This is a genomic window from Virgibacillus sp. LDC1, assembly GCF_025792345.1.
Classification (GTDB): Bacteria; Bacillota; Bacilli; order Paenibacillales; family Paenibacillaceae; genus Paenibacillus_AQ; species Paenibacillus_AQ lautus.
Window position 1 is genome coordinate 4,177,975 of the sequence record NZ_JAOXLZ010000001.1, and the last position, 14,043, is coordinate 4,192,017.

13 protein-coding genes are annotated in these 14,043 nt (G+C 49.1%); 2 read left to right on the forward strand and 11 right to left on the reverse strand.

The genetic code is table 11. The annotated features are described in order from the left end of the window. Positions 1–77: 77 nt before the first annotated feature. Both OHJ21_RS18810 and OHJ21_RS18815 read left to right on the forward strand, forming a co-directional pair. Positions 78–2,402 carry a helix-turn-helix domain-containing protein gene (locus OHJ21_RS18810; RefSeq protein WP_486020864.1) on the forward strand — a complete coding sequence of 775 codons (2,325 nt, stop codon included), beginning with the start codon at positions 78–80 and terminating at the stop codon, positions 2,400–2,402. A 136-nt stretch (positions 2,403–2,538) separates the two neighbouring features. After that, on the forward strand, positions 2,539–2,676 hold the full coding sequence (locus OHJ21_RS18815; RefSeq protein WP_486020865.1) for a hypothetical protein: 138 nt from the start codon (positions 2,539–2,541) through the stop codon (positions 2,674–2,676). Here the strand turns inward: OHJ21_RS18815 and OHJ21_RS18820 are convergent. The 11 genes from OHJ21_RS18820 to OHJ21_RS18870 form a co-directional block, all read right to left on the reverse strand. Beyond that, positions 2,665–2,850, reverse strand: a complete 186-nt coding sequence (locus OHJ21_RS18820; RefSeq protein WP_100539055.1) for a hypothetical protein — start codon at positions 2,848–2,850, stop codon at positions 2,665–2,667. The genes OHJ21_RS18815 and OHJ21_RS18820 overlap by 12 nt on opposite strands. Positions 2,851–3,128: 278 nt before the next feature. Continuing rightward, entirely contained in the window at positions 3,129–4,991 is a 1,863-nt protein-coding gene (locus tag OHJ21_RS18825) for a DUF6382 domain-containing protein (protein ID WP_486020866.1), read from the reverse strand. A 12-nt stretch (positions 4,992–5,003) separates the two neighbouring features. Next, complete coding sequence (locus OHJ21_RS18830) at positions 5,004–5,516, reverse strand: A24 family peptidase (RefSeq protein ID WP_100539057.1); 513 nt, start codon at positions 5,514–5,516, stop codon at positions 5,004–5,006. A 239-nt stretch (positions 5,517–5,755) separates the two neighbouring features. Beyond that, positions 5,756–6,742, reverse strand: a complete 987-nt coding sequence (locus tag OHJ21_RS18835; RefSeq protein WP_394054166.1) for a TadE/TadG family type IV pilus assembly protein — start codon at positions 6,740–6,742, stop codon at positions 5,756–5,758. A 16-nt stretch (positions 6,743–6,758) separates the two neighbouring features. Beyond that, positions 6,759–8,990, reverse strand: coding sequence for a hypothetical protein (locus OHJ21_RS18840; protein WP_486020867.1), 2,232 nt, complete (start codon positions 8,988–8,990; stop codon positions 6,759–6,761). A 2-nt stretch (positions 8,991–8,992) separates the two neighbouring features. Then, positions 8,993–9,667 carry a TadE family protein gene (locus OHJ21_RS18845; RefSeq protein WP_486020868.1) on the reverse strand — a complete coding sequence of 225 codons (675 nt, stop codon included), beginning with the start codon at positions 9,665–9,667 and terminating at the stop codon, positions 8,993–8,995. After that, positions 9,660–9,851, reverse strand: coding sequence for a Flp1 family type IVb pilin (locus OHJ21_RS18850; protein ID WP_486020869.1), 192 nt, complete (start codon positions 9,849–9,851; stop codon positions 9,660–9,662). Before OHJ21_RS18850 ends, OHJ21_RS18845 begins: the two co-directional genes overlap by 8 nt. A gap of 20 nt (positions 9,852–9,871) precedes the next feature. Then, the gene (locus OHJ21_RS18855; RefSeq protein WP_394054164.1) at positions 9,872–10,744 is read right to left on the reverse strand and encodes a type II secretion system F family protein; all 873 of its coding nucleotides are present in this window, start codon (positions 10,742–10,744) and stop codon (positions 9,872–9,874) included. Between the two features lie 15 nt (positions 10,745–10,759). Beyond that, positions 10,760–11,617 (reverse strand): type II secretion system F family protein, encoded by an 858-nt coding sequence (locus tag OHJ21_RS18860; RefSeq protein ID WP_486020870.1) that lies wholly within the window; start codon positions 11,615–11,617, stop codon positions 10,760–10,762. Then, entirely contained in the window at positions 11,614–12,864 is a 1,251-nt protein-coding gene (locus OHJ21_RS18865) for a TadA family conjugal transfer-associated ATPase (RefSeq protein WP_486020871.1), read from the reverse strand. Before OHJ21_RS18865 ends, OHJ21_RS18860 begins: the two co-directional genes overlap by 4 nt. Then, entirely contained in the window at positions 12,864–14,018 is a 1,155-nt protein-coding gene (locus OHJ21_RS18870; protein ID WP_394054161.1) for a P-loop NTPase family protein, read from the reverse strand. Before OHJ21_RS18870 ends, OHJ21_RS18865 begins: the two co-directional genes overlap by 1 nt. Positions 14,019–14,043: the final 25 nt, after the last annotated feature.

Consider the following 14,043-nt stretch of genomic DNA (forward strand, 5'->3'; position numbering starts at 1 on the left):
GCGTGAAGGAGTACCTTTTTAGCCATATATGTCCTATAGTGAAGTGGTTATATTAACGGCATTGGGAGGAATTCTTCATGCGGAACACCATGAATCGGCTTGTTCGATACAAGGCGTTTCAAAAACTTACAATTTCATATTTCCTGCTCGTTCTACTAACCGTCAGCCTGCTGTCCGGCGTCCTCTTCCTTCTCTTCTCCAAAAGCGCCGTCAAGGAGATCGATCGCAATTCCAAAGCCATGTTATCCCAAATCACTTACGCCTCGGAGGTCGTCTATAACCAAGTCATGACAATCGGTAATGCGCTGCTCATCCAGCCTGAGATCACCTCATTCCTGAATGACACGTTGGAGGACAAGACGAACAATTATCGGATATTTCAACAAATGAACCAGATTATAAGTGTGTATCCTTATATTTACAGTGCCGGGATCTACCGGCCTTCTACGGGAACAGCCGTCGATACTGCCGGGCTTCCATTCGACTCCTCGCTCATCACCCTTAGCGCGGAGCGGTACATGGAATTCTATCCACGTAGCTTGACCGTTGCCGACCGCAACAACGATGCGCCGCTTCAGCTCCTGACCTTTCTGCTGTACCCGGATTTTTCATTTAAGACCTCCGACAACCCGCTTATCTATATCAATGTGGAAGAAAAGTCGATTCTGACGACGATCCGCAAAATCAGCAAAACGGATTCCGCCAACAACGTTTTTGTCATCAACAAAGAGGGCAAAGTGCTCTCCCATACCGATTCAAGTTTATTTCTGAACGATTGGTCCGAGGAACAGTATGTGCAGCAAATTCTAAATCAGGACAAGGAAGAGAACAGCTTCACAACAAATATTCAAAATAAAAAGCATCTGGTCACTTATGTGAAGTCGGAGAAAATGGACTGGTATTTTGTAAGCGTTTCCCCCTACTCCGGACTCATCTCCAACATTGACCGTCTCCGCAACGTTACGCTGCTTGTGACAGCCGGAATTGTACTGACTGGTCTGCTGATCTCTATTTTTCTGACCAAGAGCATTTATAGACCGTTATCGGCGCTGTTTGAAAGGATCATGCCGGACACGGATTCTCCAGTCTCCGATTCGCCGTTCATAGATGAATATAAGATGATGACCGAGGTTTTCCATTCGTTGGAGGAACGTGAAAAATCGATGCAATTCGTGATCAACCGCTCTTCCCGAACGATTCGTGAGCATTACTTACTTTCGTTACTCTGGGGTCATCCGCTGGAACATTCTGTTCCGAGCGAATTAATTCGGGATATCGACAAGAAAGTATCGGGGCCTTATTTTTGCGTGCTTGTATTCAAAATCAATGCGCTGGAACCGACAAGAGGGAGGATGGAGACGGAACAGCAGCCGCTGCTGCTCTTCGCTCTAGGCAATATTGCAAAAGAGATGCTGGAGCCTATCGGAGCATGTGATTACCTGTTTATGGGGGGAAATGAAGCCGTCGCAATCCTTCAGTGTACGAACAACCAACAGCCTGAGGAGCTCGAGGCTGCCTTGGGCAATATTCAGAGTTTTCTGAACCGTTACTTCAAGGTGACGGTATCCATTGGCATAGGGGATATAAGTTACGGCAGGAAAAATATTTCTTACTCCTATATTTCGGCGCAGCAGTATGTTAAATACCGGCTAATCTACGGGAAGGAATCGATCCTGGATGCCATAACAACACGGCCCCATATGATGACGGCCTTAAGTTATCCCAGCGCCTTCGAGAAGAAGCTAATCGATGCGGTGCAGTCCGGGAAGCCGGAAGCAATCCGGGATGCAATCGGACAATTCGTGGAACAGATCTCTAACGGTTCAATCAATCAGGTCATTACATACAGCACCCAGCTCATGCTATCCTTACTTAAACACTTTGACTATTTGCAGCATGTGCCGGATTCCAATTTTAACGAGTATCTGGATGCGGTGACCGAAATTGAATCCGCCGAACATCTGACGGAAATCAAGGAAACGTTCAATCGCTATTGTTTAAATATCTGCACATTAATCGAAGAGAAGAATCTCTGGATGAATGCCCAGAAGCACAATGTTATCATTGAAAAAGTGCAGAATTATATCCAGGAACATTATGCCGAGCCAAACTTATCTCTGGAGCTGGTGTCCAACATTGCTGGCCTGTCGCCAAGCTATTTGGGAAAGCTCTTCAAAAAAGCAACCCGTCAATCGTTCAGTGAATACCTGAATCACACCAGGCTGGAGAAAGCAAAGGATTTGCTTGCTTCCACCCATGAGACTGCAGCCAAAATCAGTGAATCGGTCGGAATGTACAATATCACTTACTTCTCCACTCTATTCAAGAAAAAATACGGCCTGACTCCTTCCGTCTTCCGCGAGCAGGAGGCGATAAGAGGCAATGAACGGGCCGGAGAGTAAACCAAATAGAGTTTTCGGTTTGCGAGAAAAAACTGGTGTTGCAGCTAAATTTCCAGCTCCAGCTATGACAGTGACCTCAATGAGTAGAGTGCTGTTCTCAAGGTACCATACAAAAAGAATTCATTTTTACCTATAGATGATTCTACACAAAAAAGCATCGACTACACGCCATACCAGCATCGCTGGACGAGTTACTCTTGTTGGAGCTTATAAAGCCCCTTCCGGGATTGTCCGTCTGGGCTTCTGGCAGGGGCTGTTTACCTTAGCCAGCTAAATTAAATAGATACACCATTATCCCTACAAGCAAAGGTCCTATCACTAAAAACCCGAATATCAGGGCAATAACTTTTAGAGTTCCTGAGATTCCTTTTGACGAGTTCAAGGTGTCTAGTTTATTATTGATTTCTTTTAGCTCTTTCAATATTTCTCTATTTAGATCTTCAGACACATCAAAGTCCTCCTTATACACATGAATCAAAAAACACAAGATGTTTTTTCAATTAATCGTTAACATATACAAAGCTAGTCATGTATAGTTAATCGGTACATTTTACCATAATCATCATACCAGATGTTTTTTATAGATCTAGTAAAAATAAAAAACCAAAGGCCCCTCTAAAAATTAGGGTACACCTTTGGTTTTCTGCAATAATCCGAGTTTTCTCTAAACTTCTTAGAATCATAGCTACGTAAATCTTACTCCTACTATATAATCCCGTATTAATATTAACCCCTGCGCAAGGTAAACGACCATCCCGCAATAATAAAAACATCCCCCTCCATCAAAGGATATTCTTTATAAGGCACCATGGATTCTCCTTTCAACATCGTACCGTTTCTAGAACCCAAATCCTTCAGGACGTACCCTCCGCTTTCGCGCGAAAGCTCGACATGCGCCCGTGAAGTCCCCACTCCCTGCGCGACGAATTGGGCTACGTCGGGAGAACGGCCGATGATAAAATGGGGCTGATGCAGTTCTATCCGCTGTGGGGTGGCTGTATTCGGTTCGTTTAGTTCGAGGTAAACTCCTGCTGAATGTTGCACGGCTGGACGGGCTGCAGCATCCGGACTTAGCAGGACGGTAGCTCCCCCGCCTCCAGAGGATGAAAGCACCTCCGTCCGTTGAGACAAATGGGCATAATAATCCCCCTCTTCCCCATACGAATCCTCTGCCGCAGCTGCTGCCTCAGATGGACGCGAATAAGCATGGCCCTGCGGAGACGGTGCGGGATATCCCGCTGCATGGTGAACTCTCTCGGAGTTAACTGGAGATTTAGGAACTCGCCATCTCCAATTCTCTTTCCCCTCCTCAAGCTCTATAGCTGCTTTTCCAGCGTCTGTTTCCGAGTTATCCCCAAGAAGGCCCGATAAAGGATCCGCCTGAAAACGTGGGACGGACTTCCACTTGGAATGCTCCTGCGGGCTAAGCTCTGTTGACTCGAACATTGGCAGGGAACCGGACCAATCGCCGGATCTCCGTGATAGCAGCTGGAGTTTACCTGTCCAGCCAAGCCAGGCTACTGCAGCAAGTAGAATCGTAATCCCAACCGATACCCCCAACATCAGTGGAGATCGCTGATTCATATACAACAATCTCCAAGCTCCCGCTGCGGCGAGCAAACATCCTAACAAAATATAGGTACGAACCGGTGAAGTCTTGTCATTGTCCGCATCATCTGAATTTGTATCATCCGTATCCGTATCAGGTAACCACGGAGGAGTTGAACCCAAGGGGCTTCGCCCCCCATGAGAATTCATTTCCTCGCTCTTGCCCCTCTTCCCAAACATCTCATTCGTACGTTCCGTCAGACCTCGGATTAAACTCTGTTTATCCGTGTGGATGTCACTCTCCGTCTGCGGCATTGCTGTCCGCCCACGAGCCGGTTCTGTAAATGCGAATGCAGGCTTGGAGCCCAAGCTGCTTGATTGACTATCGGTATAGGGAGATCCTTGATTCAGACCTGAAGGCACTGCTGCATTTGCTTGAGTTACAGCACGATGCTCTTCACCCTCTCCAGCTAACAGCTCGACCACAAGCTTCTTTAGTCCCGGCAGATTGAAGCTTTGTTCACTGCAGAACGACATCAGTGCCTGTATCCCTCCCCCTTTTAACTCCGTCACCGATGCAAGCAACCTTGTCATTAGCTCTTTGAGCAAAATCGGAAGACGATTGCTGCTTGCTTCGCTAGCTGCAACGGGAACATAAGTTAAATATAAAGTGCCAAGATGCAGGGAACCTTCAATAAACAGATAATCCTCATGAAGAATGTAGTTCTCGGGTTGGAGCATATACAACTTGCTGTCCTCCAGAGCGGTGACGATCTGCAGCAGCAATCCAAAATATTCGGTCAGCGTCATTCGCTCACTCTTCAACGCTTGAGACAGCATTTTTTTGCCGGTAATATCATATTCCAGCGTTACCTTATAATCGACTTCTTTCATATGCAGCTTCAGAAAATGAGGGATTCTCGAAGAACGGATCATTCCCAGCTGTACATGATTAAGTTCTGATGATTGGATTCCTTCAGCCCGGTCCAGCACCATCATGGTTCCACCGTTCTGCTTAAAATCCACCTTTAATCCGAGCATAGGCTCCCCCTCCTATAAGTGCAGTACTACATACGTGCTGATTACGCCAGGAAGGACAGCCATCATAAAGGGGAATCGCAAGTGTTCCTCCTGGCTGTTGCGCCATAGCAACCAGCTCTTCATAACAAAAACTCCGGCGATACTGCCAACGACATTGCGTATTCGCTTCATCGTTTCCCGCCGCCAGAGCAGGATGAGCAACCCGATGACACCGGCAAAAAGGACAGAGTACATGATGCCCTGTAAGGTAAACCATAAGCCGGTCCAGGCACCAATCCCTCCAAACAGCTTAACGTCACCCGCTCCTACAGCTCCTATAAAATACATGATCAACAAGATAAGAAACCCTGCTCCAAGACCCTGCAAAGAAAAGAACAACCCCTTCCACCCGTCCAGAACGCCATGATAGACAGGACCGGACAGCATCGCCGAAACGGTTAATACATTCGGTATTTTCATGGAACGAAGGTCTGTAATGAATGCTGCAATCAGGTAAACGGCACAAATACCAAAGGCAACGGCCACACGCATCAACCTCCCCCGCGCGACTATTCAAAGGAACAGCCTTAATAGAACATTAAATGGATGCACAATGAATTGCTTCTTTGGAAGGACTTTTCCTGGATATTTCTTTGGAACGCTTCTCTTAAAACGCTTCTTAGATTGCTTCTCTTGGACACTTCTTTAGATTGCAAATCCTGGACGCCTTTATAATGCGATTCTTTTTTTGGAACTTTTATTTCATAACCTTACTTTCGAACGCCTCATGAACCCGACCGCGCCACTACCGTAAACGGCACCTCAATCCGCTGCCCGTCTGCTGTCTCTACGACAAACAGCCACGTTCCCGGCGTTGTATTAAAGCCTACATTCCATTCCCACTCGATATAGCCGTTACCGTCCGCGGTTTCCCATCCCAAATATTTAGCCGTGCTCTGACCACTCTTATAGTAGACCGACAATTGGGCACTGCTTCCCGGCTCTACTTTTACTTTTACCTTAGCCTGCTTGCTAGCCACAGCCGGATTCGGCTTCTCCAGCAGCTCGATAGCCCCGTTCGTTCCCGAGCCGTCCCCTGAACCCGCCCCTCCTTCGCCGGTATCACCAATCCATAATCTCTCCTGAGCCTTTGCCTGCAGCACAATTCGTTTGTTCAAGAAAGGAACTCGGATCGGAAGCGCGTAATTCACCTCTATGCCGAAATAGGGACTCGCCCCGCTCTTCAAATTGGGAATGTGAACATTGGACACATGGATTCGATCATAATCCAGAAGATGTTCAGGTATGAACGGCTTCATCATCGGCTTGACCACGGGATCGAGTACGGCTTCCACGGTTTGGTTCTTAAGCTGCTGCAGCGGCTCCTCGCCTGACGCTACGGCTTGCGTGATCCACTCATTAACAGGAGCAGGAAGAGAGTCGCTGTAATTCGAAACCCAATCAGAAAGCGACAATTTGGGAATCTCCCAATGAGATGTGCTTGGTGAGCCTTCTCCTGTCCCACTGCCACCAGCATTGGCCTGTACGGCTAGCGAGACGGGATACATATGAGCCGCTACGGTTTTAACCGTATCCGAAACGGTATTCTGGAGTGCTGTCGATATTAACGTCATTTGCACGATATAAATGAGAAAAATGACAAAAAACATAAACATCGGCAGCACAAGTGCAGCTTCCACCACCACGCTTCCTTGTTCCGATGACGCTTTACCTTTATGGAGAGGTTTCTGTATTACCGATAATCGTTTCATTCAAGTACCCCTAATCCTAATAGGAAAAATCCGCCTTGCGCTTTACCATGTAACGACTTCCCTGAACTTCGTCCCCATCGCTTCCAAATACAACGCCGATCGCTTTCGTCACCTCTGGAAGAAACCATAAACGCATGGCCGTCTTGACCTCTCCTGATGCGTAGGTAAATCGCTCCGCAGGATTGGTGCCGGTGTTCAATCGAATCAACGCCAACATGCGCGATAGCTTCTTCTCGTTATTGCTGTGAATAAACAGAAATATTCGTAAATGATCCCTGTAAGTCAGCTCAATGGGGGCGTACTTGGATAGCTGAACGCTCCCCTTCTGACACAACTGGATCATATCCTCTATGGCCTTCTCGATCCCATACAGAATCGCCGCCGCCAAAATCGCCAACGGATTTCCTAATTTACTATTCACAATAAATCCTTCCATCGTCCGGATCGCGAGCCTGGAAGCAAAAATCTCTGCATAGGCCGCCGATATGTTCCCAGCGGGGTTATGAAATCCATATAGAATGTACTCCACTTCCTGGTTCCCAATGGCAAACTCCTGGATGACATCCCCGCCAGTGTTGGAACCATCAACCATTCCGGTTAAATTCCTCATATCAAAATGCTGATAGTAATGAACGGCATACTCATTTTGAAACAGTTCATCCCTAACACCGCCAAGCACGTTCCCCATAAATCCAAACATACCATCCATATTATCCATTGCCTGTTTACCGGCATCATACGGATCATCATCCATAGGCTTTCCCTTACTCATACTGTCCGCTTCGGCATTAAATTGAAGACTTTCGTCATAGTACTGCTGGAGTTCACGAAACTCATCCATAATAGCCTGATGTTGTCCATTCAACCCGTTAATTGCCTGAATGACTTTGGATGCCTGCTTCAGCTTCTGATTGGCCTGCTTCTCCATCGCCTTGCGTTCCTTATCCGATGTGCGGAACTGTTCCAATGACGCCTGCTGCCGATCTATAATATTTCCACTGCCTGATACTCCATAATTAGAGACAAAATGCTGTAATGTGCGACTGGCTTCAAGCACCGTTCCCTTCATTCCCTCTCCCCCCAGAGAAGACTGAAGAATGCTGACCGCTCGTGCAACCTGTTGGTATCGACTCTCCTGGCGATCAATCTCCTGTCGGAAGCCGTTCAAGAATTCATCGCTATGAATTAATTTGTCAGCTTGCTTCCGTATGGATTGAATCATCTCCGCTTCCGCCCCGGAAGAATCGTTAGACCCTGGTGTTACGTCATTCGTGACCTGTTCATATCCCTTATTAGATGAACGGTTCTCGGAATCCTTGATGACCTGCTTCATCTCTTCATTCAGATTCCTTGCTTCCTCCCATAATTGATGCCCACTCGAGAGAAGCTTGTCATTCTCCCTCTGAACTCGGCTGGCCTCCCTCGAGATCTGTGAGCCAATGGAAGAAATTCCGCTCCGGTAAGCCATGAGCAGCAGCGTATACTGTTTTTCCTTAGGAGGCCGGTCTGCATCCTCCTGCTGTTTAGCCTTAAAATCCTCGTATTGTGATGCCACATCAGCGGCGGTATTCATACTGCCCCCCAGCGTAATGTCAGAGATCGATTGTCCCGGCGGATCCATAACCAGCTTCGAAAGCCGGATTACATGCTCGCCTGCCTTCCGCTGCTTTGCCAGCATCTCATCCAGCGCCGCTTCCCGCTTGTCATACAATTTGCGAAGCTTCTTAAGGACATCGACCGTATTGGAAGCTTCCTTCATGGACTGCGATAACGGTTTGAACTTGCCCACTAATTCCAAAGTGAAATCAATCGGCGCTTTATACTTCATATCCTCGATAATCTGCCGGTTGAAGATGTCATAAGTCCCCAGCGGACGCTGCAGCTCAAGCCCCGAGCTATCGAGCTCCATTGCCATTAACCGGAATGCATCGCTACGTTCGCCCGGATTCATGCTGTCATTCAGCACATTGCCCATAATGAGATCGCCGCTGGTGTCTCCAAGGGCATATAATCCATATTCCTTCTGCAGCTGCGGATCATAGGAGGACATCACGGAGCGTACGGCTGCTCTTGTCAGCCTTTCACTTTGCACCTTCATCGCCGCTATGCGGGAATAATCAATAAAGATAGCTACAAACATAAATACGGCTGCCAGGGCGATAATCAAAAAAACAGATACAGATCCATCGGACGATCGGCCCCCGTCTCTCCTTCTCCGATTAGACCGCGCTTTCCCATGCTTCGTCATGACTATCGCGAACCTCCGAACTTTTGTAGAACTTCTCCAGCGGCTGCCTTATCCGTTCCATTTCTCCCGCCTTGAAACTTCGATCCGTAATATCGCATCAAATCCACCGTGCGGATAAACTCTACAGGATCAACTACGATCGACTGTGCGCTGACCTTGATCTGGCCTCCATCGTCCAATATTCGACTCAGCGGCGTCAGAGTTACCTGCTCATTTAACGAAGTCGTTACTTTTCGAATGAGCAGCTGATTTGTAAAACGCATCTCTCCCGCCATGCTAGCGGGCACAGCCGTGCCGCCCTTGGACAGCTTAAGCTCGGGCAATTTTCCGCCCTCAGCTTCGCCCTGCGGCAATGTAATTGACCTCGTACTGTCTCCCCCTGCCAAACCAAATAGAGTTCCGACTACGTTATCTTCCGTTAACCGCCAATATAACGAATCATATTGTCCCTGCTCTACGGATCCCGTAGCTGCGAACTTATGGCTGTTGTCCCAGCTATACGCGGTCCTTTCGGAAGCCGCGGCCGATGCCTGAACCAGCATCGACTGCTGGTAGATATACAAGCATAGGAACAGAAGCAATACCGTCACCATCAGTACGATGGGAAGAACCAGGGAGGCTTCCACCGTGAAGCTCCCTGTCTCGTCCTTCCATCCTCTCGGCAGCCGTTTACTCAAGGAACTCTTTACTCTTGTTGTTCACGTTTTTAAACAAGTTGTTCACCAAGGCCGTAATCTGATCTTTAAATATAAGCGCGATAATCAAAATAACGACTAGGATCAGGATCATCTCCAGCGTTCCGATCCCTTTCTCATCCTTCCAAAAAGTTTTCATCCCGTTCTTTGCCATGCTTAACATCATATTTCATACACCGGTCCCTTCTACATGTTCATCATCATAAATGCAGGCGCTCCGAGCAAAACAATCACGATCATGAAAATGACCACCATTGGCAGCACCAGCTTTGAGGAGGCCTGCTCGCCCCTTGTTCTTGCAATGGCCTTGCGCTTCTCCCACAGCACGCGGGACAAATCCCGCAGTGCCAGGACAAAGTCATTCCCGCCGCGCCGAAAATTAAGCAGGACGGTTGTTGTAAATATCGATACCTCCTGAACGCCGCACCGTTTATTGAACTGCTCGAAGGCTTGCTGGAACGGATGTCCTCCCTCCCATTCAAGCACCATTCGCTTCAGCTCGACATACAAAGGATGGTTCATGTCCTTATTCCGCTCTACACAATGAATGACCGCCCGCTGCACGGTCTCACCGGCGCCAACAAGCAGCACAATCTTGTTTAAAAGCTCCGGCAGCTCCATCACGATATCCTGCTCGCGCAGTGTGACCTTTTTATGAAGGTCCTTTACCAAAGCGACGGGCAGCAATGCACCCAATCCCAATCCGGCCAGAAGTCCGAGTACATCCCCCAACAGCAATGTCCACAGGCAGCCACCGATCAAAATAAGCCATGTATACGCAAGTGCCTCGGCCATAAACAATAACGTCATTTCTGTGCTGTGCCGCAATCCATGGATCTTCTGAACGGAACCCTGCATCCGGTAGAATACAATTGGAAGGCGCATCGGAACCTTTCCCCGCTCGAGCAGAAACAACAGAGGCGGTGCTAACCGCTGCAGCCTAAGACCTTCCATTGGCACTTTGCCAAGACGATGGTACCGTTCGCCGCACATTTGATTCAGCACCACCCAACCACCCACAAGCAGAACCATCAGCGCGCCGGATATCCATGTCAGCATGCCCGCCTCACCTCCTTACACCTTGATATTCATCATTTTGGTGATCCATAAGAAACAGCCTCCTAGAGCCGCCAGTGCAAAAGTAGAGATTAAGATCCCCGATCCGCTATACATGGACTCCATATAATCGGGAGATGTCATATTCATGAACAGCAGCAGGAGGAACGGCGCTGCAAGAAGCGCCTTGGATTCAAACCTCTTCTGGGCGATCATGACGGATATCTCCTGCTGAATATCCAGCTTTTCTCCGATGACAGAAGAGGTTCTGCGCACGACTTCAACCAGATCACCGCCTGTTCGTTTGCAAGTCGAGAAGACATCGGCAAAATTCGTCAGATCCTCCATCCCCGCTCTTCGTGCAAAATCCTGCAAAGCAGTTTCAATAGGCTCGCCGTACTCCAAACGGGACACAATGACTTTGAGTTCAAAGATCATATCACTATGGCCTCCTGGATCCAGCAGCAGCAAATCCTGTACCGCGTCCCTGAACCCATTCTCCACGGAGCGGCCAGCCGACAGAGATGAGGACAAGGAATACAGAGCTTGCTTGAAGTGAAGATTCAGCGTCTTGCGCCTGCGTTCCAGCATAAACCGTCGCCAAAATTTAGGGACCGTCAGACCTCCCGTTCCAAGCAGCAGCGACAAAATCAGATTGTGATAAAACAGATAACCGATGCAGAAAAACAAAAGGCCGCCAAGGATGACACATGCCGTTCTCTGCCTCATCGAGAGGTGATAGACACTGTAATCCGGAAGGGCATGGGTTCGAGCCGTGGCAGCATGCTCACGCTTTCCAGCCCCCTTACTCCTCTTGATCACCCGCTCGCCTTGACCCTCTTCAGGCGTCAAGACCGAACCGCCAGATCGCTTCATGGCGTCACCTCCATCATCTTCTGCAGCGGCCAAGTCGTAATCCCGGCCATATGAAGCTTGTCCGCCGATTGAAGCGGGTTGCCGCAAGGCTCCAGGCTCCCAATCACCCGGCCGCCTGATTCGCCCGTCTCGCGGAACCGATACAGCGGACTCAGCAACACCTCGCCGCCCTCCATTCCAATCACTTCACTAATCTCCGTTACGCGCCGCGATCGGTCCCTAAGCCGGGATAAATGAACGAAAATATCAATCGCCGAGCTAATCTGCTGACGGACTACGCCGATCGGAAGATCCGCACCGCTCAGCACCATCGTTTCCAAACGGCTGATCATGTCCTGCGTGCTGTTGGCGTGCCCCGTCGACAGACTTCCGTCATGCCCCGTATTCATCGCCTGCAGCATATCCAGCGCCTCGCTGCCTCGTACCTCGCCCACCACGATCCGATTCGGACGCATCCGCAGGGAGGAACGAATCAGATCGCGTATCGCGATTTCCCCCCGGCCTTCCGTGTTGGCATTCCGGGTCTCCAGCGACACAAGATTCGGAACCGTCACGATCTTCAATTCCGCCGAATCCTCGATCGTGATGACACGCTCATCAGGCGGAATATACTGCGATAATGCATTCAGGAAAGTCGTCTTCCCCGAACCTGTCCCTCCGCCTATAAAAATATTGTATTTACCCTTGACCAATATCCGAAGCTGCTCCGCTGCCTCCTCTGTTAGCGCGCCCCTTCCAACCAGGTCATCCATCGTCATCGGCGATTCCGGAAACTTCCGGATCGTCATGGTCGGCCCTTTCAGCGCTATTGGAGGCAGTACGATATTTACCCGCGAGCCATCCTTCAATCTGGCGTCAACGATGGGCGTTGATTCATTCACCACCCGGTTTACCGTACCGACAATGCTCTGAATGATATCCTCCAGGCGGCTCTGCGATTCGAATTGGAGCGGCAGCTTCTTCACCTCGCCATCCTGCTCTATGAATATGTCCTGGTGGCTGTTAATCATAATTTCCGTAATTCGAGGATTATCCACTAATGGTTGAAGCACATCCAACCCGCGAAATGAATCAAATACCCTCCGCACCAGCCTCCGCTTCTCGGCGGCTGTCAGCTCCATAAGCTCGCGTCTTCTCCATACCAGTTCCTCGATGCGGGCCATCAATTCCGAATTGTTAATGCTCGCACTCATATCAAGCTCGGAACGAACCTGGTCACGAACCGACTTGAACGGATCCTCCATCATCACTGCTCACCACCCGCTTGCACTGGTGTGATACCCGAGCCCTCCAGCAGCTGCTGGCAGAGCTTCAATACCTCTCTCTGATAGATGGGTGAGGACAACAGCAGTTCTTCCCGATGGAGCTGTTTCCATGAAGGAATATAAGGCAGTACGCTGTCTATGCTCATATCCTTGCGGGGGAATCCGTTAACAAGCTGTCCTGTGTAACGATTGACAATGAATCGGCTCCGCTTCTTCAGACTTCCGAAAAGCGCGGGAGCCTTGAGCTCCAATTGATCCATCCACACACCGCTTTTATACATACTCATTAGATCATCCAATAAAACCCAGATCAGCACTCCGGCCTGCTCCAGAACCGTCTGCATTCGTTCTTCCATGTACCCCTCGGTATCCACGACAATGGCATCATATTGATTACACGCTGCAAGGGAAGCTAGCAGCAAAGCCGTGTCCTCCATGGTCATCTCCGTGATTTCCTTTACATTGAAGCTGGGCTCAAAGGAATCGCACTTCAGGCCGTGATGTCTGATGATATAAGGGGTTATCGACAACTCATTCCCCGAAGCCGATTCTTGTGACGCCTTAATGTCATACAACAATCTTGAAAAGCTCCCCTCCATGCCCACCGAACCGGAAGAAAATAATGCACTGCTGTTCACCGTCTCCAAATTGAGATAGAACACCTTTAATCCGAGCACGCCCAGCTGCTTCGCCATATTCATGGCTATCGTTGACTTCCCGCTCCCGCTCAGGGGAGATACAATGCCAATCACCGGGGTTGTTCCGACATTCAGTTTCTCCAGCGCTCCACCGCTTCGCTTACAGTGGGTGATGATGACTTCCATCAGCTGAGGCAGCGGTTGATACTTGAATGTACTGCTGCCCCCCTCTAAAAGAGAAGATGATGAATGGCCTTCACTTAGAAGCAGCCAAGGAACCGAAGTCTCCCCCCGGCTCAGCCAACTCTCCAGCATTTCCGTATCCCCCACGACCAGATTCGGCGTATCACCCGCATCCATATAATGTAGAAATGAATCGGTGCGGGTAAATGCGGTCACCTGGAGAGCGGATCCGTAAGAACTTCCATGGAAATAACTCAGCAGCGGTTCAACATACCGGGAATCCTGCACTGCCAGCACAAGCCGGGCCGGTATCATAAAGCCAATCCCTCATTTCTGTAAC